Source organism: Nocardia sp. NPDC003726 (assembly GCF_053586955.1).
Genome location: NZ_JBSFNF010000007.1, coordinates 24,574 through 46,591, shown reverse-complemented (window position 1 = coordinate 46,591; position 22,018 = coordinate 24,574). Strand labels below are relative to the sequence as shown.

Below are 22,018 nucleotides of genomic sequence, written 5' to 3'. Positions count from 1 at the left end.
GAGGAGCTCGAGCGCCGGAGGAAGGTCAGGACCGACCCAGCGAGGCGGCGGCGACCACCGCCTGGGCTGGGCCTGCGAGCGCCACCGGCCTTGCTTCCCGGGTGCGAATGGAACAAACGGTGTCGCTGGGCGCTGATTCGTCGTAGTTCGCGCCCCTGCTGTGGGCCGACCTGATCACGCAGTATCAGGCGTGCACATCCGCTACTGGCCCGGCACTGGGCACTCGTTCGCAGCAGAGATCATCCCCAAAGCGGCCTATTTCGCCGTCGCTGACACCTGCCGCCCCTAGCAAGCAGCACCGACACCGCAAGCACTCAACCCCATAGGTTGCTGCCTACGCGACCACCCACCGCAACCACGTCTTTCGAGCGAAGCGAGACCGAGCATCCGCCGTTCGCGGCCCGGCTCGCGTGTGCGCGGCCGCCGCGTACGCGACGAAGGAGCAAGCGGCGGTCGCGCACACACGAGCCACAAAGGGGCCGCGAACACGCCGCGGCGAAGGCGCGGCCAAACAACACAGCTACGACAGAGAGTAGGACCCGTTCGGCTCGCTCCATCCCGACGGGTTTACGATTCGGAGAGCGCAAGCGAACTGTCGTCTGTTCCGACATCGGAACGGATGCGATCAGCGGAGCCTGCGGAGCGACCTAAAGGCACCTTTCAGGAGGATCAGTGACTGCCGTAGAGCCCCAGCCAGTCCCTCAGTTGGAAGCGACTCGGCCTTATCCGGCTCGGACCGGGCCGAAGGGCTCGTTCATCTACAAGATGGTCACCACCACGGACCCGAAGGTCCTGGGTGTCATGTACCTGACCACGTCGATGGGCTTCTTCCTCATCGGTGGCCTGATGGCCCTGCTGATGCGCGGTGAGCTGGCCAGGCCGGGCCTGCAGTTCCTGTCGCCCGAGCAGTTCAACCAGCTGTTCACCATGCACGGCACGATCATGCTGCTGTTCTACGCCACCGCGATCGTGTTCGGCTTCGCGAACATCATCCTCCCGCTGCAGATCGGCGCTCCCGACGTCGCCTTCCCACGCCTGAACGCCTTCAGCTACTGGCTGTACGCGTTCGGCGCCAGCATGGCGACCGCCGGCTTCATCACCCCCGGCGGCGCCGCGGACTTCGGCTGGACGGCGTACGTGCCGCTGACCGACATCCTGCACTCGCCCGGCGTCGGCACCGACCTGTGGATCCTGGGCCTGGCGGTGTCCGGTCTCGGCACCATCCTCGGTGGCGTGAACATGCTGACCACCGTGGTCTGCCTGCGCGCTCCCGGTATGACCATGTTCCGGATGCCGATCTTCACCTGGAACATCGCCGTGACCAGCGTCCTGGTGCTGCTGGCCTTCCCCCTGCTGACCGCCGCGCTGTTCGGCCTGGCCTACGACCGTCACCTGGGCGGCCACATCTACGACCCCGCGACCGGCGGCATCCTGCTCTACCAGCACCTGTTCTGGTTCTTCGGCCACCCCGAGGTGTACATCATCGCGCTGCCGTTCTTCGGCATCGTCTCGGAGATCTTCCCGGTCTTCTCGCGTAAGCCGATCTTCGGTTACACCACGCTGGTCTACGCCACCCTGGGCATCGCCGCGCTGTCGATCGCCGTGTGGGCCCACCACATGTACGCCACCGGCGCCGTGCTGCTGCCGTACTTCTCGTTCATGACCTTCCTCATCGCGGTCCCGACCGGTGTGAAGTTCTTCAACTGGATCGGCACCATGTGGCGCGGTCAGCTGACCTTCGAATCGCCGATGCTGTTCTCCATCGGCTTCATCGTCACCTTCCTCTTCGGTGGTCTGTCCGGCGTCATCCTGGCCAGCCCGCCGCTGGACTTCCACGTCACCGACTCGTACTTCGTCGTGGCGCACTTCCACTACGTGCTCTTCGGCACCATCGTGTTCGCCACCTACGCGGGCATCTACTTCTGGTTCCCGAAGATGACCGGGCGGATGCTCGACGAGCGCCTGGCCAAGTGGCACTTCTGGACCACGTTCATCGGCTTCCACACCACCTTCCTGGTCCAGCACTGGCTGGGCGCCGAGGGCATGCCGCGCCGCTACGCCGACTACCTGCCCAGCGACGGTTTCACCACGCTGAACACGATCTCCACGATCGGCGCCTTCGTGCTCGGCGCGTCGATGCTGCCGTTCCTGTGGAACGTCTTCAAGAGCTACCGCTACGGCGAGGTGGTCACCGTGGACGACCCGTGGGGCTACGGCAACTCGCTGGAGTGGGCCACCACCTGCCCGCCGCCGCGGCACAACTTCTACGAGCTGCCGCGCATCCGCTCCGAGCGTCCCGCGTTCGAGCTGCACTACCCGCACATGATCGAGCGCATGCGGGCCGAGGCGCACGTCGGCTGGGGCGCGGGCAAGCACGCCACCGACCTGCACGAGCCCAACGCCCTGGCGAAGTAGGGCGCTGCCGCGGCGGGGCCGAACGAGCGAGGTCCGGCCGCGCCGTAGGATTCAGCGCGACGAGTGTGCACCCGCTGGTCACCAGCGGGTGCACACTCGTTTGTGGAGATCAGTACGCACCGTGCGTTGCGACAACGACGTCCAGCACAGCGACGGCGAACATCGAACATGGAGCGCATCAGTTGGCCGACACCACCGTCCTCGTCACCGTCACCGGGCCCGACCGCCCCGGTGTGACGTCCGTGCTGCTCGCGGCCATGTCCCGGCACGGGGTGAGCCTGCTGGACGTGGAGCAGGTCGTGATCAGGGGCAGGCTGACCCTCGGCGTCCTGGTCACCTGCCCGACCGATGCCGAGGCGTTGCAGGACGAGCTCGAAGAGGCCATGAACACCGTCGGCATGCACGTCGACGTCGAGGTGGACGCGGCGATCGGCAGACAGCCGATGTCCACCCACGCGGTGGTCATCCTCGGCAGCCCGGTCACCGCGCGCGCGTTCAGCGCGGTGTCGCGGCAACTGGCCGCGCTGGGAGCCAATATCGACACCATCCGCGGCATCGCCGACTACCCGGTGACCGGCATGGAGTTGATGGTCACCGCCACCGACTCCGGCCCGGACACCGATTCCCGGCTGCGCACGGCCCTGGCCGAGGTCGCGGTGGCCGAGCAGGTCGACGTCGCGGTGGAGCGGGCCGGGCTGGCCCGCCGGGGCAAGCGGCTGATCGTGTTCGACGTCGACTCCACCCTGATCCAGGGCGAGGTCATCGAGATGCTCGCCGCGCACGCGGGCGTGGAGGACGAGGTCCGCAAGGTGACCGAGGCCGCCATGCGCGGGGAGATCGACTTCGCCGAATCGTTGCGGCAGCGGGTCGCGACGCTGGCCGGGCTGGACGAGTCGGTGATCGAGGAGGTCGCCGACCGGATCGAGCTGACCCCCGGCGCGCGCACCACCATCCGCACGCTGCGCAGGATCGGTTTCCGCTGCGGCGTGGTGTCGGGCGGATTCCGCCAGGTGATCGAGCCCTTGGCGCACGAACTCGAACTGGACTTCGTGCAGGCGAACACGCTGGAGGTGGTGGACGGCAAGCTGACCGGCCGCGTCGTCGGCGAGATCGTCGACCGCGCGGCCAAGGCGACCGCCCTGCGCAAGTTCGCCGCCGACGCCGGGGTGCCGATGGAGCAGACCGTCGCGGTGGGCGACGGCGCCAACGACATCGACATGCTCAACGCCGCCGGACTCGGCGTCGCCTTCAACGCCAAACCGGCGCTGCGCGAGGTCGCCGACGCCGCGCTGTCGCACCCCTATCTGGACGCCGTCCTGTTCATCCTCGGGGTCACCCGGCACGAGGTGGAGGCCGCCGACGCCAGGGACGGTTTGCTGCGCCGCGTCCCACTGGGCTGAACGAGCCGGCTCGGCTCGCAGCGGCGTCCGGCCGCCGGGCGGCGCTCGACTCCGCGCTGCGTACACCGGCGCGCATGGTTCGCGCCGCTCCCATCGGTAGGCTCGCTGCTGTTGATCATGCGTCGATCGGAGGACTGGTGCGCAAGTCCTTGCCAGCTGCCCGCCGGGTCGGCGGTGGGGTGCGGCGCCATGGCCCCGACACCGGACAACAGCGGCGACCGCACGTCGGGCGGCGGGTCGTTTTCTCGGCGCACCCGTCCACCGGCCACTGCGGCGGTTTCGCGAAAGGTGATGCGGGCGGGGCGAAGCAGGACCGAGCGACGGATTCCGGACCCGTCCGGGCCGCGCCCGTCGCGCCGGCCGCCGGTGGGATGCCGCTGCGGAGTTTTGTGGGCGTGGCGTGTGATGCGCCGCTTCCGACGAGGGAGTACACGCGTCCGTGGGAACGGGGTTCGCTACCGGCCCAGACGTTTTCGTCGATGATCGAGGTGAAGCGATGACGAGCATTCCGGAATGCGGCGCCGAAGTCCGCGCGGACGACGAGACCATCGGCGCGGCAACGCCATCGGGCATCGAAGGATTCCGGGCCCGGCACGCGGAACTGGCCGGAGGCTACGGCGGCGGCGGAGATCCGGACGACCCGGCCATGGTGCAGGCGATGCAGATGGTCCTGCACTTGCCCAAGATCGATCCGCCGCCGCGCAGTGCGCTGCTCGCCGCCGCCGCGTCGGCTGCGGTGGCCCTATGCCTGGACGAGCGGGTCGGGCCGGGCGGCGAGTGGGAGGAGCGCTATCTGGCGTGGAAGCGTTCCCGGATTCGCAAGGTGGCTCGGCGCGCGCGCGGCGCGCAGTGGCAAGCGACTTGCGACGTCGCGGGCGTCACAGTGGAGATCGACGGCGCGCAGGCGCGGGCGCTGGTCCCGGGACCGGTGGGCCGAGTCGATCCGCGGATCAAGCGTCTGCAGATCGGCGGCACCGACCTCGAGCACGACGAGCCGGGCCCGCCCGATCCGGCGCTGCCGGTGCTGTGGGTGAACGCCGGGCTCGGGATGACGTTGGGCAAGGCCGCCGCGCAGGTCGGTCACGCGAGCATGCTCCTGGCCGGCGCGCTGCCGGTGGAGCACGCGCTGCGCTGGGCGGAACACGGCTTCCGCTGCGCGGTGCGTGAGGCCGACGAGCAGCAGTGGGCCTCGCTGGCCGGACAGGTGGCCGACGGCGCTGCGATCGCCGTGCGCGACGCGGGATACACCGAGGTGGCGCCGGGCTCCATGACGGTGATCGCGGTGCCCGCCGCGTCCTGGTGAACCCTCCGCTACGGCGGCGCGGGCGTGTCGGACGGTGCGGCGGATGCGGCCGGGACGGCGGCTTTCCAGCATAGATCCGACCGACCGGGTCGGTTTTCCCTCCCTGCGTTGGCAAGTGCCCCCTCGGGTGGGCCAAGATGGAGCGCGTGCCGCAACCGGATCCCGATCTGCTCATCGATTTCACCGACGTGACCGTCCGCCGCTCCGGCCATACCCTCGTCGGCCCGGTCACCTGGCAGGTCGAGCTCGACGAACGCTGGGTGGTCCTCGGCCCCAACGGCGCGGGCAAGACCTCGCTGCTGCGGATGGCCGCCGCCGAGCTGCATCCCACTGCGGGCGTCGCCCATCTGCTCGGGGAGCGGCTCGGGAAGGTGGACCTCAGCGAGCTGCGTCCGCGGATCGGCCTGTCGTCGGCCGCGGTGGCCAGCCGCGTCCCGGTGGACGAGAAGGTCAGCGATCTGGTGGTGTCGGCGGGCTACGCGGTGCTCGGCCGCTGGCGCGAGCGCTACGACGACGTAGACACCGATCGCGCCATCGACATGCTGGAAAGCCTCGGAGCCGAACATCTGTCCGACCGCACCTACGGCACGCTGTCGGAGGGCGAGCGCAAACGCGTGCTCATCGCCCGTGCGCTGATGACCGATCCCGAACTGCTGCTGCTCGACGAGCCCGCCGCCGGCTTGGATCTGGGCGGCCGTGAGGAACTGGTGGAGCGGCTCGGCGATCTCGCCGCCGACCCCGACGCCCCCGCGATCGTGCTGGTCACCCATCACGTGGAGGAGATCCCGCCCGGGTTCACCCACGGCCTGCTGCTCAACGAGGGCGAAGTGGTCGCGCAGGGCCTGCTCTCCGACGTGCTCACCGCGGAGAACCTCAGCGACGCCTTCAGCCAATCGATCGCGCTCGACCGCGTCGACGGCCGCTACTTCGCCCGCCGCTCCCGCCGGGCGGGCAGCCACCGCACCCGCTGACCCGGACGGTGCGCGGTCGCCCACCGTGCGTGCGCGTCAGGCGTGCCTTCGTCTTCGCTGCGGCCGTGCGCGGACTGCGTCCGACTGCGCCCGTTATGGTGCAAGGGTGAGTGAGACAGAAGCGCAGGCAGACTCTCAGCAACCGGCACCGCCGCTGAAGGACGCGTCCACGGTGATGCTGGTGCGCGACGGGGCCGACGGGCCCGAGATCTTCCTGCAGCGCAGGGTCGGCGCGATGGCGTTCGCGGCGGGCATGACCGTGTTCCCCGGCGGCGGCGTCGACGCGTCCGACGGAACCGCCGACATCGCCTGGGCCGGTCCCGAACCCACGTGGTGGGCCGAACGGTTCGCGACCAGCGAAACCAGGGCCAAGGCGCTGGTCTGCGCGGCGGTCCGGGAGACGTTCGAGGAGTGCGGCGTGCTGCTGGCCGGGCCCACCGCCGACAGCGTCGTCTCCGACACCACCGGCTACCGGGACGCGCGCGGCAGGCTGGAGCGCAGGGAACTGACGCTGGCGTCGTTCCTCGCCGAGGAGAAGCTGGTGCTGCGCGCCGATCTGCTACGGCCCTGGGCGAACTGGATCACGCCCGTGATCGAGCCGCGTCGCTACGACACCCGCTTCTTCGTCGCGGTGCTGCCGGAGGGCCAGCGCGCCGACGGCGCCACCTCCGAGGCCGCCGAGGTGCGATGGAGCACCCCGGCCGAGGCGCTGGCACGCTGGCGCTCCGGCGTCGACGTGCTGCTTCCGCCGACCTGGTCGCAGTTGGTCGCGCTCGGTGAATTCGGCTCGACCGCCGACATCTTGGCCGCGCGGCGCCGGATCGATCCGATCATGCCGGTGCTGGCCGATCTGGACGGCAAACAGCTGCTGTCCTTCCCCGACAACCACCGCTACTTCGCCGACCTGCCCGACGCCGGGCGACTCAAAGGGTCCGCACGGCCCTGAACGGCACCGGCGCCGGTGACCTGCGGGGGGCTCGCCCGCGTCCGTTCTGGGAACGCGGATCTTCCAGGACGACCGCAAGGTTGTCGCGTCAGCGAGCCGCCGGATCACGGCCACCCCGCCCGGACGGTGCACAGCGCCCAGCGCTTCCGAAATCGCCCTGGCGCAATCCGTCTGTGGGACAATCGCTGCATTCTCCAGGTCCGAGGGGGGCTGATGCGTTCGGTGCCGCTGTTGATCTCGATGTGCCTGTTCCTGCTCGCCTGCGGCGGACGCGACCCCGCACCCGGCTCGACGACTACGACTCCGCCGGCATCATCGGTGTCATCCATGCCGACCGCCGAACCCGTTCCGTCGACGGACCAACCGACGGTGACGGTGCTTCGGTCCGAGCCGACCCAGCCCCCCGCTTCACCGACGAACGCGCCCTCGATCCAGGTACCGGAGACAACCGTCCCCTTGACCGAAAGCTTGCCGACAACAGTGGAAGTCAGGGTGACCACTCCCGACAAGGGCGCTCGGCTCACTACGCCCCCGACTTCCCCCATCACCAGTGCCCCGGCCCCGACATCGTAACGATGAGTGCGCGGACCGCTGAGACGTCACCGCCCCGACGGGCGGTCGCGGTCGCGGTGGCGACGTCGGAGGCGGCCCTGACCGTGGCGGTGCTCTACTACGTCGGATCGGTGTACACCCGCGCCTGGTACGGGCACTTCGGAATCGACGCCCGACTGCTGGACTTCAGCGTCTCGGACTATCTCGTCAAGAGCCTCGACGGTGCGTTCTTCCTCGTCCTGTTGGCGTTGTTGATCGCCGCGGCGGTGTTCGCGCTGCGGCAGGCGCCGCTCGTGGTGGTGATGCGCACTCGACGGCCCCGGTGGGCGCTGCGGTGGTGGGTCCGGACAGTCACCGTTGTCGGGGTGGCGCTGTGCGCCGGGGCCGCGATAGGGGTCATGCTGCGTAAGCAGTTGCCCACCTGGACGAGTCTCGGTCTGCCGCTGACGCTCATCGCCGGCGTCGCATTGATCTGGTACGCCCTGGAACTGTCCGCGACCTACCATCGGTTGCTCCACCGACCATTCGGCCGCCCACCGGTCGGGCGGTCTGTCCCGCTTCTGGTCACGCTACTGGGCCTCGCCTTCCTCGGCGGATTCTGGGCGATCGGGTACTACGCCGGCGTCGAGGGCAGCCGGAGCGCGAGGGCGGAAGAAGACCATGGTCTCGCGCATGAACCAGCGGTGGTGGTGTTCAGTGTCGACCGACTCGCCATCGCGGGCGGGAAGTCGCGACTCGACGCGATCACCGGGCCGGACACGAAATACCGCTACCAGTACAGCGGACTGCTGCTCCTGGCCCGCGCCGAGGACCGCTACTTCCTCATCCCGGCCGACTGGGACAAGGAACGCGGCGACCGCGTCTTCGTCATCACCACCTCCGACGATGTCCGGATCGACCTCGCACCACGCCGCGCGCCGCAAGGAGCCGGCCATCCGTAACCGTGTGCCGTAAAACCTGAATTGATCGCCGCCGCCTGCTCGTGCCGGCTCGTCGTGCCGAGCGGGACCGGCGCCGGCGACCCGGCGTCGCCGTTTTCGGGGCTCACCGCTGGTGACGGTGGACACCCGGTAGCGTGCGTCCCATGGCCGAATTCGTGACCCTGGAGCTGACCGAAGGTTCTGCCGCGCGGCGCGTGGCCGTCCTCCGGATCGCCCGCCCGCCGATGAACCTGCTGAACCTGCAGCTGGCGCGCGAGCTGGCCGAGGCGGCCGACGCCGTCGCGGCTGATCCGGGTGTCGCCGCGGTGGTCGTGTACGGCGACGAGCGTGTGTTCTGCGCGGGCGACGACGTGGCCGAACTGTTCGGGCTCGGCAGCGCTCAGGCCGCCGCCATGGCGGCCGATCTGCAGCACGCCCTCGGCTGCCTGGCCCGGATCCCGCAGCCCACCGTCGCGGCGATCAGTGGTTACTGCCTCGGCGGCGGCTTGGAGCTGGCGCTGGGAGCGGACCGCCGCATCATCGGCGACAACGTCAAACTGGGTTTACCGCAGATCGAGACGGGCCTGATCCCGCTCGCAGGTATCCGGCGCCTGTGCTTGCTGGTCGGGCCCGGCGCGGCGAAGGACCTCGTCTACACCGGTCGTTTCGTCGAACCCGGCGAGGCGAAGGCGCTGCGCCTCGTCGACGAAGTCGTCGCGCCCGACGACGTGTACACCGCCGCGATGCGGTGGGCGCGCCAGTTCGCCGACGGACCCGCCCGCGCGCTGGCGGCGGCGAAAGCGGTCTTCGAAGCCGGTCCGCACGGCCTCGATCGCGCCCGCGGCGAGTGGTCGGCCCTGTTCACGACGGAAGATCGCCTGATAGGAACAGGTTCTTATCTGGCCAACGGTCCGGGATCGGCCGAATTCGTGGGCCGATAGCAGGCGTCAACTGCGGATTTGGGTAGGCTTGCCGACCATGACGGTACGTCCCGACGACCCCGCGCCGAACCCGCACGCCACCGAGGCAGAGGTCGAAGCAGCGCTCAAGGATACGAAGCTGGCCCAGGTGCTCTACCACGACTGGGAAGCCGAGACCTATGACGACAAATGGTCCATCTCCTATGACGAGCGCTGTATCGAATACGCGCGTGGCCGGTTCGACTTGGCCGTCGGCCCCGCGCCGCTGCCCTACGGCAAGGCGCTCGAACTGGGCTGCGGTACCGGCTTCTTCCTGCTGAACCTGATGCAGGCGGGCGTGGCGAAATCGGGCTCGGTCACCGACCTGTCGCCGGGCATGGTGAAGGTCGCGCTGCGCAACGCGCAGAACCTGGGACTGGACGTGGACGGCCGGGTCGCCGACGCGGAGACCATCCCCTACGAGGACGACACCTTCGACCTCGTGGTCGGCCACGCGGTGCTGCACCACATCCCCGACGTCGAGCTGGCGCTCAAGGAGTGCCTGCGCGTGCTGAAGCCGGGCGGCCGCTTCGTGTTCGCCGGTGAGCCGACCACGGTCGGCAACTTCTACGCCCGCTGGCTCGGCCGCATCACCTGGAAGGCCACCACCACGGTCACCAAGCTGCCGATCCTCAGCGACTGGCGGCGTCCGCAGGAGGAGCTGGACGAGTCCTCGCGCGCGGCGGCCCTGGAGGCGGTCGTCGACCTGCACACCTTCGATCCGCGCCAGCTGGAGGCCATGGCCCGCTCGGCGGGCGCGGTGGAGGTGTCGGCCAAGACGGAGGAGTTCGCGGCGGCGCTGTGGGGCTGGCCGGTGCGCACCTTCGAAGCGGCCGTGCCCGCCGAGAAGCTCACCTGGCGCTACCGGATGGCGATGTACCGCGCCTGGCTCGGGCTGAGCTGGGTGGACGAGAACGTCATGCGCCGGGTGGTCCCGCGCCAGTTCTTCTACAACGCCATGATCACCGGCGTGAAGCCCACTTCCGCCGGGAAGTAGTGCCGCGCGACCGCATCGCCCGCCCCGGCAGCACGGTCGGTGCTGCTGCGGTGGGCGGAGGCGAGCCCATGCCGCCGCGGGTGTGGGAACGCCGTAACCGCGCAGGGATCACCACCGGCGCGATCGTCGGAGTCGGGCGGGTCGGCTCGGCGCGCCCGCCGGGACGGAACCGATAGTGGCGTATCGCTTCACCCGCGATGATGTCGGGTATCTGGACAGCGCGACCGGGCGGGCCGCGTTGACCGAGGTGGACGGACTGGCGCTCACCTCGGCATCCCTGCTGAAGGACCTCGAGCTGGTGCGCCGCGCCCACGGCGACCGGGCCGCTGCGCTGGTCGAGACGGTCCGGCTGCGCCGCCGCGCCACGGCCAAACTCGCCGGTGCGGGGGAGTGGCTGTTCACCGACGACGCCTTGCAGCAGGCGACCCCGACGGCCGTCGCGGAACACCGGGCCGCGCGCCTGGCCGGGCGGGCGGTGCACGACGTGACCTGCTCGATCGGCGCCGAGCTGGCCGCACTGGCGCCGCACTGTCCTGCCGTGCTCGGCAGCGATCTGGACGACGTACGGCTGGCCATGTCGGCCCGCAATCTGTCCGGCCGTCGAAATGTCCTGCTGGCCAAGGCGGACGCGCTGAGGCCGTGCAGCGCAGGCACCGTCGTGATCGCCGATCCGGCCCGGCGCGCCGACGGCCGCCGCACCCATGACCCGGCAAAACTGCAACCGCCGCTGCCGGATCTGCTCGACACCTATCGAGGGCGCGATCTCGCCGTGAAATGCGCTCCCGGTTTGGATTTCGACCGGCTCGCCTGGCCCGGCGAGGTGGAGGTGGTGTCGCTCGACGGCTCGGTGCGCGAGGCGTGCCTGTGGTCGCCGGGACTCGCCGAGGCCGGTGTCACCCGCCGCGCCACGGTGCTCTCCGCCGGAGCCGCCGCGTGGACCATCACCGATGCCGACTCCGACGTCATCGACGAGCGCCCGCCTGGGCAGTGGATCATCGACCCGGACGGCGCCGTCGTGCGCTCCGGACTCGTCCGCCACTACGCCGCGAAACACGGCTTGTGGCAGCTCGATCCGCGCATCGCCTATCTCACCGGCGACGCCGTGCCCGAGGGAGTACGCGGATTCCGCGTGCTCGACCGCATGGACCTCCGCGAGAAGGCCCTGCGCGCCGAGCTGCATCGCCGCGACTGCGGCCCACTCGAAATCCTCGCCCGTGGTGTCGACGTCGACCCCGATGCCCTCCGTTCGCGTCTCAAACCACGTGGCAGCCGACCGCATACGCTGGTGATCACTCGCATAGGGCGTACCGCGACGGTCTTCCTCTGTGCGACCCCGTGACCATCCGGGTGGGCCGCTATACGGGAAGTCTGGCGATGACCAGCCGTGCGGCGTCGGCCCACCGTTGATCCGACGGCGGCGCGGGTAGATTGCCGCCGACCAGGAAGACGGTGACGACGAACCGGTCGGTGAGAATCCATGCCCGCGGGTAGTCGGTCTTCGCTTCGAGCAGCACCGCTCGCCCGATCCCGGGGAGTTCGCGCGTGTTCGGTTCCCTCAGCCGCGCAATGGTCGCATCGGTGACCGGTCCCTGGCGCGGCCGCATCACTTTGATCGACGCGGTGAAGGACAAGATGCCACCGGCCGTGAGGTAGTAGGTGCAGCTTCGCCCGTAGGTACCGTCATTGCGCTTGGTGTTGGTGTCCTGTCCGTCGCGCAGGCTCACACCGGCGAGCGCGCTGATCTCCGCACCGCTGAGAACGCATTCGTCGTCGACGGCGTGTTCGGTGAACGGCTCGGCGGGAGCCTTCGCCGATGTGGTTGCCGCGGAGGGGCTTTGCGATGCTCCGATTGGATGTCCGTCGACCGTTGCCGCGCAGGCGACGACAGACGTCAGCAGGACGATCACGGCAGCCGTCGCTTCACCGAGCCGCGCGAAGACACTGTTCCCCCACATGATTCCCCCTCGACCACAATGACAAGATCGAGGCGACTCTACCCGGCCGCACCGACAATCCGCGTTCCAGCGTCGATTCACCCGCGTTCGCGCTGCCCCGGCCGACCGGTCATGCTTGCTCGCGGGAAGCTGCCGGAGGGTACGCCGTTGCCGCGCGCTGTTGTCTTTCGTTGGTGCGGTGAGCGCGCGCTACCTCGAACGGGTCCGCCGATGCGTGTCGCTGCACTGCGAGCCCGTACTCGGCGGGTCCCCGGGACCGGTGTCCGCGCGGGCCGGGTCTACTCCGGCTCGAACGCGAAGATCTCGCCGATACGGGTGGCGACCACGACCTCGCCTTTCGCGCCGACCGATGTTCCGGTGGTGGTGCCCTTCGCGCCCGGCAGGACGTCGGAATCGATGGTGGCTCCGGTACGCGTGTCGAAGGTGACGAGGTTCAGCCCGTCACCGATCGCCGCGGTGACGTAACCGGTCTCGCCCGCCGTCTGCGCGGCCGGGCCGCGCAGCGCCAGATCCTTGCGCTCCCACGCCGTTTCGGCGGTGTCGCCGTTGTCCCGCAGCGCGAGCAGGTAGCCCTCCTCGCCCGACGGGACGACCAGGCCGTCGTCGGACACCGAGATGCCGCCGCGCGGTGTCCAATCCAGCCGGTGGACCCACTTGGTCCGCCCGTCGGCGGTGTCGATGGCGATCAGGCGGTTGTTGTTGTCGCCGACGTAGACGGTGGCGCCGTCGGCGGACAGCGCCGGGCTGGTCGCGCTGCCGCCGAGCAGCAGTTCGGCGCTCCACTCCCGGGCGACCTTGGCGCCGGTGTAGCGCAGCGCGACCAGGGCCGCGGCAGGCCGCCCCGGCTGCCACAACGTCACGTAGAAACGGCCGCCGGCGTCGATCGGGGAGATGTTCGCGACGGGGCAGTGCGGCCCTCCGGTAGCGCAGTCGTCCAATCCCTGGCCCGCGTCCGGCCAACCGAGGCCGGCGTGCGCGAGGAAATCGGGTTCGCCGAGCAACTGCACGGTGGGAACGGCCCGATCGCCGGTCTGCCTGGACAGCACGTCGACCTGACCGGACTGGCTGATCGTCAGCAGTTTGCCGTCCCCGGTGAACTGCACCGACACCGGCGTACCGGCCACCGGCGTCGCCCACCGCGGCTGCCCGAGGTAGTTGAAGGAGATCACCCTGCTGTCGTCGCCGACGTAGACGTTGGTCATCCCGTCCACCGCGGACGGCGCGGAGATGGCGCTCGGGCCAAGGGCGTTGCAGAACCGTTTGCGGCCCGTGGCCATCTGGAAGGAGAAGATCGAGCAGTTCGGCAGGCGCGTGGTGACGAACAGTTGACTGTCCGGCCCCAGCGTGACCGGCTGGGCGATCGGCCCGCCGACCGGCCGCTGCCAGCTCAGCCCGATCTTGCGCGATCCGGTGACCGGAGTGGTGCCGCTGTTGCGTCCGTCGTGGTAGGCGGCGGTCCAGCCCTTGCCGGTGCCGACGGTGATGTCGTCGTAATCGGTGCCGCAACCGGCCAGCGTCAGCGCGCCGACCGCGGCAAGCACGACCACGGCGCGTTTCCGGGACGGTCGCCACATGGAAGTAGCCAGTACGCCGCCGCTTCGCACCTGCCGTACTCCTGTCGTCGTTTGGCTCGCATCCGCGCCCTTTCCGGCGCAGGAGTCACTGTACGGGAGCCCTTTGCGCGGGTGAACGAGTCCCGGCGTTGTCGTAGCGGGTGCTCGTCGCGACGCTCGCCACGGGCGATAGGCTCTATCCGTCGCCGCCGAGGCGGTCGACGGCCGGTAGGACCACGACAGGAGAACCGTTCGTGACGAGCATGTGGGGCGCACCGTTGCGCTCGCGCTGGCGGGGATCGCGCCGCCGGGATCCGCAGCAGGCGCGTTTTCTGACGCTGGCGTCGCTGCGCTGGGTGCTCGCGAACCGGGCGTACACGCCCTGGTATCTGGTGCGTTACTACCGGCTGTTCAAGTTCCGCCTGGCCAACCCGCACATCGTGCTGCGCGGCATGGTCTTCCTCGGCCGCCGCGTGGAGATCCACGCCACCCCGGAGCTGAGCCGCATGGAGATCGGCCGCTGGGTGCACATCGGCGACGGCAACGCCATCCGCTGCCACGAGGGCTCGCTGCGCATCGGCGACAAGGTGGTGTTCGGCAAGGACAACGTGGTCAACACCTACCTCGATATCGAGATCGGCGAATCGACCCTGGTCGCCGACTGGTGCTACATCTGCGACTTCGACCACAAGATGGACGACATCAACGTCCCGATCAAGGATCAGGGCATCGTGAAGAGCCCGGTGCGCATCGGCCCCGACACCTGGATCGCGGCCAAGGTGACCGTGCTGCGCGATACCCGCGTCGGCCGCGGCTGCGTGCTCGGCGCGCATGCCGTGGTCAAGGGCGAGATCCCGGATTACAGCATCGCCGTGGGTGCACCGGCCAAGGTGGTCAAGAACCGCAAGGCGGCCTGGGAGGCGGGCGCGGAGCAGCGCGCCGAATACCTTGCCGCGTTGGAGGACATCGCGCGCAAGAAGAACGGGGCCACGCAGACCGCCTAGCGCGGCGGGCGCGCGAATTCGTCGGTGCGGGCGAGTAGGTTCGGCGCCATGACTGCCTACGCCGCCCTGTTGCGCGGGATCATGCCGAGCAATCCGAACATGAGCAACGCGAAGTTGCGCGGGGTGTTCGAATCGCTCGGGTTCGAGGGCGTCGGTTCGGTGCTGACCAGCGGGAACATCGTGTTCCGCAGCCCGGAGACCGACGTGCCCGCGCTCGAGGAGCGCATCCAGGAGGCGCTGATCCGTGACTTGGGCATCGGCGGCGGCACCATCATCCGCAGCCATGACGAACTGCGCGCGCTGCTGGACACCGACCCGTTCCACGGCCTGACCCACGGCCGCGGCACATACTTGATCGCCACGTTCCTCAAGGACACGGCCGAGCCTCCGGCAACCCTGCCCGAGCGGCCCGACCCGCTCACCAAGGTCGTCGGCTACGACGCGGCGGCGCGCGCCATCCTCGCGATCATCGACAACAGTCAGCCGGGCAAGACGCCGGACTTCATGTCCTGGCTGGAGAAGACGTACGGCAAGGACATCACCACCCGCACCTGGCTCACCATCGAGCGCATCGTCAAGAAACTGGCGGCCTAGGCGCCTTCGACGCGTTTCTTCAACGCCTCGTTGAGGGCGACGAAATTGTCGCGAGTGTTTTCGATCATCGCGCCGGTGAACGCGACGAGCGCCCCGGAGAACTTCTCGCTCTGCACCAACTGTGTTCCGCCATCGATCGCAGTGAGCACGAATCGATGCTCGCCGTCGAAGATGCCGGGCATCAGCAGTCGCCCGATCCACCGCAGCTCCCGCCCCGGCTCCGCGGCCAGCACCCTCGGCTTGAACGTCATCGCCCGCCCCTGCTTCGGCACCATCCGCAACGTCAGCTTCGCACCCGTACGCAGCTCACCGGCCGCTTGCTGGATGAACGGATTCCACTGCCCATAGGTCGGCAGATCGCTGAGCACCGCCCACACCTGCTCGGGAGTGGCGTTGATATCGATGGATGTGGTGATCTCACGCACTGTCCGTCTAACCTCGTCTTTCGCGAAAAGCTCTCGGCGCCAGGCTCGATGAGCCCTGACAGACCATCGAGTATTCCAGACCGGCCCTCTCCGCCACCCCTGGCGACGAGAGACAGGTCCTCATCCCTGTCCCCGGCGCAGTAGGCGGCTACTTCGGATCGCGTTCCGGCAGCGGGCGTTCCACGATGGACGGGCGGCCCAGCGGGTTGCGCACGCGCCGTTTGGCCGACTGGTACACCTGCGCCGTCTCCGCGGCCACCACGTCCCAGGAGAAATCGGCGGTGAGCCGTTCCCTGGCGGCGTAGGCGCGCTGCTGCGCGGCGGCGGGATCGTCGAGGGTGGCGCGGACCGCCTCGACCAGGCCGTCGATGTCCGCCGGCGCGAACGAGGCGCCGGTGACGCCGTCGATCACCGCCTCACCGAGGCCGCCCGCCGTGGAGGTGATCAGCGGAGTGCCCGCCGCGGCCGCCTCCAGCGCGACGATGCCGAACGGTTCGTACCGGCTCGGCAGCACGATCGCGTCGGCGCCGTGCAGCCAACCGAGCAGTTCGGCGTGGTCGAGCTGACCGGCGAAGTTCACCGCGCGCGCGACGCGATGCACCCGGGCGCGCTCGCGCAACCACTCGAACTGGGTGCCGACGCCCGCGACGGTCAGGGTGGTTCCGGGGTGGGCGCGGCGGATGCGCGGCAGCGCGGCGATCGCGTCCTGCACGCCCTTCTCGTACTCCAGCCTGCCCACGTACAGCAGTCGCGGCGGACCGCTGCGCGGCGCGCGCGGGCGGAAGGTCCACGAGCCCACGTCGATGCCGTTGCGGATCACCGTCATCGGGATCCGCTCCGGACCGTAGAGCCGCTCGACTTCGTCCTGCATGGACGCCGAACAGGTGATCAGCGCGTCGGATTCGTTGGCGAGCCACCACTCCACCGAGTGCACCTGCTTGTTGACCTTGCCCGCGACCCAGCCGCTGTGCCGCCCGGCCTCGGTGGCGTGGATGGTCGATACCAGCGGCACGTCGTAGTACTCGGCCAGGGCGATGCCGGGGTGGGCGACCAGCCAGTCGTGCGCGTGCACCACGTCGGGGGTCCAGCCGTCACCGATGCCCGGCTTGCCGAGCGCGACGCCCGCGCGCACCATGGCGTGCCCCATGGCCAGCGTCCAGGCGAGCATGTCCTCGCCGAAGTCGAAGACCGGCGGGTCCTCGGCGACCGCGACCACCAGCACGCCCTCGGCGATGTAGGAGTGGGTGGGATGGGTCGAGGCGTCGGTGCCGGAGGGCCGCCGGGACAGCACGACCACCTCGTGACCCGCCGCGGCCAGTTCGACGGCGAGGTGATGCACGTGCCTGCCGAGCCCGCCGACCACGACCGGTGGGTACTCCCACGACACCATCAAAATCTTCATGCAAGTCCTTCTGCGGCCGAGCCCGGGTCCGCCGGAACCGGTCCGTGGCCCGCGGTGGCGGGGCCATGGCCTGGGGCGGCGGCGGAAACTGCCCCGGTGGCGCTGGGTACGGACCCCGCGGAGGTGAGTCGTCGCGCGTCCACGCCGGGGAAGAGTCCGTCAGCTTCCCCCCATCCTGCCGCCAACTGCCGTGCTTTCGCGAGTTGGCCCGCCCCGACGGCCGCGGCGATTTCCCGGACCGCGTGGGCGTGGCGGTGCGCGCGGTCGCGCGCGTACCCCGCGGCGGAATCCTTGCTGACCATGAACGCCCAGTCGCTGGAGACGGTCAGGATCGCCTCGCGCAGCAGCTGATCGGCGACGTGATCGCGAAGTCCCGGCGCGCCGCCCTGCGCGGCGCGCATCTTGTCGACGGTGTCCAGGGTCAGCCGCACGATGTCGTCGTTGAGTTCGACGAGGTCGCGCACCTGCTCGCCCGCCCACACCCGCCAGTCCTTGCCCGAACCCCACGACGAGTCGGCCAGCGGGACCGGTTCGCCCAGGTAGCCGCGCGCTCTGGCGTCGGAGAGGGTGCCCACGGTGACGCCCGCCTCCGGCAGCGCGCGCAGCACCTGCGCCAGCCATTGCGGGCCCTCGTGCCACCAGTGGCCGAACAGTTCGGTGTCGAACGCGGCGACGACCAGGGCGGGCCTGCCGATCCGCTCGGACTCGGAGATCAACCGCTCGCGCACCGTCCGGACGAAGTCGTCCACGTCCCTGACGACGGCCGCGGCGGCCAGTTCCGGATCGTAGGGAGCCTTGTCCGGACCCGCGACGGTCTTACCGGTGACCCGCGCGGGTTTCAGACCCGTGGCGTGGTCGTAGTGATGAAAGTCACGGTAGGCGCCGTGGCCGGGATAGCCGGATTTCGGCGACCACACGCGATAGCTCACCTGCAGATCACGTCCGAACGCCACCACGTCGGAGTCGTGAACCGGGCGGCCGAGCGTCGTATCGCCGCGCAGCGCGGGTCCGTCGACCATGAAATGCGTCACACCCGCGGCGGCGTAGCCGACCTCCATGCCGGGGGTGTATCCGCATTCCGGCGCCCAGATGCCGGTGGGCGTGTGGCCCCAGCGGTGCCGTGCGTCGGCCAGGCCCTCGGTGAGCTGGAACTGCCGCAGCCGCGAGTCCAGCAGCGGCTGGAACGGGTGGGCCAGCGGGCCGCCGAGCAGTTCGATGGCCTCCGCGTCGATGAGCGCCCGCCAGACCGGCGCGGCCCCGTGCCGCCAGTGCTGCTCGAATTCGGCCGAGGCGGCGGCGGCCAGACGGTGTTCGTGCCTGCCCAGCGCGACGTTGCCCGCCATGGCGGCTTCGTCGGCGCGCAGCTGCCAGTTGCCCAGCCAGTGGTGCATGCCCGCCAGGCAGTGCGGGTCGTCCAGCTGCGCCGCGAGCACCGGTGTGATGCCGAGGCTGAGCAGATGCGAACGGCCTTCGGCGGCGAGGGCGCGCAGCACCTCGACCACGGGTAGATAGGACGCGGCCCAGGACTGGTAGAGCCATTCCTCGCCGACCGGCCAGCGCCCGTGATGGGCCAGCCAGGGCAGGTGCGAGTGCAGGACCAGGGTGAACTGGCCCGGCACGGGGCTCGCTGCGTGGGTACTGCGTTCGCTCAAGGCTTCACCGCGATGGCGATCAGATCCAGGCTCGCGTCGATGTCGGCGGCGAGCAGTTCGAAATCGTCCACCGTGACGCTCGCGACGTCGGCGGTCAGTTCCGCGGGCCAGGGTTCCCCCGCCAGCGCGCGTTCGATCTGCGCGTCGATGAACGACCCGCCGTGCTTGGCGTCCAACGCTTTCAGACCCGGTCCGTGGTGCACGCCGATCATTTGCGAGACCTCGAACCCGGCCTCGACCAGCAGTTCGGTCAGCTCGGCCGCGTTGAGTTCCCTGGTGTGGAACGGGTTGAGCGGAGTGTCGCGACCGGGGGAGAAGGTGATCCGGTTGGGTGTGCTGATCAGCAGCTCACCGCCGGGACGCAGCACCCGCAGGCACTCGCGCAGGAACTGGGACTGGTCCCAAAGGTGCTCGATCACTTGGAAATTCACCACGACGTCGACCGAGGCGTCCTCCAGCGGCAACTCGGCGAGGTTGCCCTGGATCATCTCGACGCGGGGGTAGCGCGAGCGCACGTGCTCGACGGCGCCGGTGTCGTAGTCCACGCCGATCACCTTGGTGGCCACGTCGGCGATCATGTCGGCGCCGTAGCCCTCGCCGGAACCGGCCTCGAGCACGGTCTTTCCGGCGCAGCGGTCCAGCAGGCGGGCGTAGGCGATCTCGTGCCTGCGGAACCAGTAGTTCTCCTCGGCGATGCCAGGAACGGTGCGCTCACCGGTCAGCGGCAGGGGTTCGACGGAGCCGACGGTCGTCTCGGTAATGCCGGTCGGGTCGCCCACTGCGGCAGGGATCACAGCCTCGCTCATCACTCCGACGTTACTGGCACGGCATCCGCGGGGCATACCCCACCCGGCCGCCCCGGAGCGCGGCTTCGCTCGCCGGGAAAGGGGTCGCCGAAACCGCGCACTGTAGTGCGTGGTAACCAATTGTGAGAGAGAAGCCACTAAGTTACCCACGGGTAACTTAACGTAGGGTAATGTCACGGCCTGAGCCACCCACCGGGGCGTACGGCGCAGTTCGTGCGACCACCACATACGTGTAACCAGAACAGGAGGTCGACGAAGACCGATGCCGAACATCGTCGTACTCATCAAGCAGGTTCCCGACACCTGGTCGGAGCGCAAGCTCACCGATGGTGACTTCACGCTCGATCGCGAGGCCGCCGACGCCGTCCTCGACGAGATCAACGAGCGCGCCGTCGAAGAGGCGCTGCTGATCAAGGAGGCCCAGGGCGGTGAGGTCACCGTGCTGGCCGCCGGTCCCGACCGCGCCACCGAGGCCATCCGCAAGGCGCTGTCCATGGGCGCCGACAAGGCCATCCACATCAACGACCCGGCCATCCACGGCTCCGACGCCGTGCAGACGGCGTGGGTGCTGGCGAGCGCGCTCGGCCAGGTCGAGGGTGTCGAGCTGGTCATCGCGGGCAACGAGGCCACCGACGGGCGCGCGGGCGCGGTGCCCGCGATCATCGCCGAGTACCTCGGCCTGCCGCAGCTGACCCACCTGCGCAAGCTGACCGTCGACGGGGACAAGATCACCGGCGAGCGCGAGACCGACGAAGGCGTGTTCAAGCTGGAGGCGTCGCTGCCCGCCATCGTCAGCGTCACCGAGAAGATCAACGAGCCGCGCTTCCCGTCCTTCAAGGGCATCATGGCCGCGAAGAAGAAGGAAGTGCAGACCTTCACGCTGGCCGACCTGGGCGTCGACCCCTCGACCGTCGGCGTCGCCAACGCGGGCTCCACCGTCACCGCGGCCACGCCGAAGCCTCCGCGCACCGCGGGCGAGAAGATCGCCGACGAGGGCGACGGCGGCACCAAGATCGCCCAGTACCTGATCGGCCAGAAGATCATCTGATCTCGGTAGCGCAGACTTCCTAGGAGAGAACACACATGGCTGAAGTACTCGTGCTCGTCGAGCACGCCGAGGGTGCGATCAAGAAGGTCAGCACCGAACTGCTCACCGCCGCTCGCGCCCTTGGCGAGCCCGCCGCCGTCGTGCTCGGCACCGCGGGCACCGGCGAGAAGCTGGCCGACGCGCTGGCCGCCGCTGGCGCCGAGAAGATCTACATCGCCGAGTCCGACGATGTGGAGAACTACTTGGTGACCCCGAAGGTCGACGTGCTGGCCGCGCTGACCGAGTCGGTCTCGCCCGCCGCCGTCATCGTCGCCGCCTCCGCCGAGGGCAAGGAGGTGTCGGGTCGCCTGGCCGCCCGCATCGGCTCCGGCCTGCTGGTGGACGTCATCGAGGTGAAGCCGGACGGCACCGGGGTGCACTCCATCTTCGGTGGCGCGTTCACCGTCGACGCCAAGGTCACCGGCGATGTCCCGGTGATCTCGGTCCGCCCTGGCGCCGTCGAGGCCTCCGCGCAGGCCGGCGCCGGCGAGAAGGTGACCGTCGAGGTGCCCGCCCAGGAAGAGGGCGTGGTCAAGGTGACCTCGCGCGAGCCGGTCGTGGCCGGTGACCGTCCGGAACTCACCGAGGCGAGCATCGTGGTCTCCGGTGGCCGTGGCGTCGGCTCCGCCGACAACTTCTCGGTGGTCGAGGCCCTGGCCGACTCGCTCGGCGCGGCCGTCGGCGCCTCCCGCGCCGCCGTCGACTCGGGCTACTACCCGGGCCAGTTCCAGGTCGGCCAGACCGGTAAGACGGTCTCCCCGCAGTTGTACATCGCCCTCGGCATCTCCGGCGCGATCCAGCACCGCGCGGGCATGCAGACCTCGAAGACCATCGTCGCGGTCAACAAGGACGAAGAGGCGCCGATCTTCGAGATCGCCGACTACGGCATCGTGGGCGACCTGTTCAACGTCGCGCCGCAGCTGACCGAAGCGGTCAAGGCGCACAAGGGCTGACACGCTCGCAGCGATCGAAAAGTGGCCCCGACCGAGACGGTCGGGGTCACTTTTTCGTTTTTCACCGCCGAACACGTGATCCCAGTGCGTCTCGGCCAGGGAACTGGCGAACCGACGCGGGTGC

Annotated in this window: 19 protein-coding genes; 13 read left to right on the top strand and 6 right to left on the bottom strand. The window is 69.5% G+C overall.

Going from position 1 to position 22,018, the window contains the following annotated elements; all coding sequences use genetic code 11:
- Positions 1 to 672 precede the first annotated feature (672 nt).
- The 9 genes from ctaD (at position 673) to ACWDMM_RS11645 (ending at position 11,802) form a co-directional block, all read left to right on the top strand.
- Complete coding sequence (gene ctaD / locus ACWDMM_RS11685) at positions 673 to 2,415, top strand: aa3-type cytochrome oxidase subunit I (protein WP_195078573.1); 1,743 nt, start codon at positions 673 to 675, stop codon at positions 2,413 to 2,415.
- A gap of 182 nt (positions 2,416 to 2,597) precedes the next feature.
- Positions 2,598 to 3,815, top strand: a complete 1,218-nt coding sequence (serB, locus tag ACWDMM_RS11680; RefSeq protein ID WP_357112336.1) for a phosphoserine phosphatase SerB — start codon at positions 2,598 to 2,600, stop codon at positions 3,813 to 3,815.
- A 496-nt stretch (positions 3,816 to 4,311) separates the two neighbouring features.
- Complete coding sequence (locus tag ACWDMM_RS11675) at positions 4,312 to 5,118, top strand: aminoacyl-tRNA hydrolase (RefSeq protein WP_195078575.1); 807 nt, start codon at positions 4,312 to 4,314, stop codon at positions 5,116 to 5,118.
- A 137-nt stretch (positions 5,119 to 5,255) separates the two neighbouring features.
- Positions 5,256 to 6,089: an ABC transporter ATP-binding protein gene (locus tag ACWDMM_RS11670; RefSeq protein ID WP_195078576.1), complete on the top strand. Its 834-nt coding sequence runs from the start codon at positions 5,256 to 5,258 to the stop codon at positions 6,087 to 6,089.
- 175 nt (positions 6,090 to 6,264) lie between these two features.
- Positions 6,265 to 7,035 (top strand): NUDIX hydrolase, encoded by a 771-nt coding sequence (locus ACWDMM_RS11665; protein ID WP_323124230.1) that lies wholly within the window; start codon positions 6,265 to 6,267, stop codon positions 7,033 to 7,035.
- A 575-nt stretch (positions 7,036 to 7,610) separates the two neighbouring features.
- Positions 7,611 to 8,528 (top strand): hypothetical protein, encoded by a 918-nt coding sequence (locus ACWDMM_RS11660; RefSeq protein WP_449937222.1) that lies wholly within the window; start codon positions 7,611 to 7,613, stop codon positions 8,526 to 8,528.
- Between the two features lie 143 nt (positions 8,529 to 8,671).
- On the top strand, positions 8,672 to 9,448 hold the full coding sequence (locus ACWDMM_RS11655; protein ID WP_449937219.1) for an enoyl-CoA hydratase-related protein: 777 nt from the start codon (positions 8,672 to 8,674) through the stop codon (positions 9,446 to 9,448).
- Positions 9,449 to 9,485: 37 nt separating this feature from the next.
- Entirely contained in the window at positions 9,486 to 10,463 is a 978-nt protein-coding gene (locus ACWDMM_RS11650) for a methyltransferase domain-containing protein (RefSeq protein ID WP_195078580.1), read from the top strand.
- A 175-nt stretch (positions 10,464 to 10,638) separates the two neighbouring features.
- Positions 10,639 to 11,802 (top strand): THUMP-like domain-containing protein, encoded by a 1,164-nt coding sequence (locus ACWDMM_RS11645; protein WP_195078581.1) that lies wholly within the window; start codon positions 10,639 to 10,641, stop codon positions 11,800 to 11,802.
- A 16-nt stretch (positions 11,803 to 11,818) separates the two neighbouring features.
- Here ACWDMM_RS11645 and ACWDMM_RS11640 read toward each other — a convergent pair whose 3' ends face one another.
- Positions 11,819 to 12,418, bottom strand: a complete 600-nt coding sequence (locus ACWDMM_RS11640; protein ID WP_195078582.1) for a DUF3558 family protein — start codon at positions 12,416 to 12,418, stop codon at positions 11,819 to 11,821.
- Between the two features lie 278 nt (positions 12,419 to 12,696).
- Positions 12,697 to 13,992 carry an outer membrane protein assembly factor BamB family protein gene (locus ACWDMM_RS11635; RefSeq protein WP_357112352.1) on the bottom strand — a complete coding sequence of 432 codons (1,296 nt, stop codon included), beginning with the start codon at positions 13,990 to 13,992 and terminating at the stop codon, positions 12,697 to 12,699.
- A gap of 233 nt (positions 13,993 to 14,225) precedes the next feature.
- Here ACWDMM_RS11635 and ACWDMM_RS11630 point away from each other — a divergent pair, with 233 nt between their 5' ends.
- Both ACWDMM_RS11630 and ACWDMM_RS11625 read left to right on the top strand, forming a co-directional pair.
- Positions 14,226 to 14,975 (top strand): acyltransferase, encoded by a 750-nt coding sequence (locus tag ACWDMM_RS11630; protein WP_039795317.1) that lies wholly within the window; start codon positions 14,226 to 14,228, stop codon positions 14,973 to 14,975.
- Between the two features lie 48 nt (positions 14,976 to 15,023).
- Positions 15,024 to 15,569 (top strand): DUF1697 domain-containing protein, encoded by a 546-nt coding sequence (locus ACWDMM_RS11625; protein WP_357112355.1) that lies wholly within the window; start codon positions 15,024 to 15,026, stop codon positions 15,567 to 15,569.
- On the opposite strand, the gene ACWDMM_RS11620 is transcribed toward ACWDMM_RS11625, so the two are convergent.
- The 4 genes from ACWDMM_RS11620 to ACWDMM_RS11605 form a co-directional block, all read right to left on the bottom strand.
- The gene (locus tag ACWDMM_RS11620) at positions 15,566 to 15,994 is read right to left on the bottom strand and encodes an SRPBCC family protein (protein WP_195078585.1); all 429 of its coding nucleotides are present in this window, start codon (positions 15,992 to 15,994) and stop codon (positions 15,566 to 15,568) included. The genes ACWDMM_RS11625 and ACWDMM_RS11620 overlap by 4 nt on opposite strands.
- 148 nt (positions 15,995 to 16,142) lie before the next feature.
- Positions 16,143 to 17,396 (bottom strand): glycosyltransferase family 4 protein, encoded by a 1,254-nt coding sequence (locus ACWDMM_RS11615; protein ID WP_195078586.1) that lies wholly within the window; start codon positions 17,394 to 17,396, stop codon positions 16,143 to 16,145.
- Positions 17,393 to 19,048, bottom strand: a complete 1,656-nt coding sequence (locus ACWDMM_RS11610) for a 1,4-alpha-glucan branching protein domain-containing protein (RefSeq protein ID WP_449937211.1) — start codon at positions 19,046 to 19,048, stop codon at positions 17,393 to 17,395. The genes ACWDMM_RS11615 and ACWDMM_RS11610 overlap by 4 nt, the downstream gene beginning before the upstream one ends.
- Entirely contained in the window at positions 19,045 to 19,854 is an 810-nt protein-coding gene (locus ACWDMM_RS11605; protein ID WP_195078587.1) for a class I SAM-dependent methyltransferase, read from the bottom strand. The genes ACWDMM_RS11610 and ACWDMM_RS11605 overlap by 4 nt, the downstream gene beginning before the upstream one ends.
- Before the next feature lie 262 nt (positions 19,855 to 20,116).
- Here ACWDMM_RS11605 and ACWDMM_RS11600 point away from each other — a divergent pair, with 262 nt between their 5' ends.
- Together ACWDMM_RS11600 and ACWDMM_RS11595 are read left to right on the top strand one after the other, a co-directional pair.
- Positions 20,117 to 20,902: an electron transfer flavoprotein subunit beta/FixA family protein gene (locus ACWDMM_RS11600; protein ID WP_195078588.1), complete on the top strand. Its 786-nt coding sequence runs from the start codon at positions 20,117 to 20,119 to the stop codon at positions 20,900 to 20,902.
- A 35-nt stretch (positions 20,903 to 20,937) separates the two neighbouring features.
- Positions 20,938 to 21,894, top strand: coding sequence for an electron transfer flavoprotein subunit alpha/FixB family protein (locus tag ACWDMM_RS11595; RefSeq protein WP_195078589.1), 957 nt, complete (start codon positions 20,938 to 20,940; stop codon positions 21,892 to 21,894).
- Positions 21,895 to 22,018: the final 124 nt, after the last annotated feature.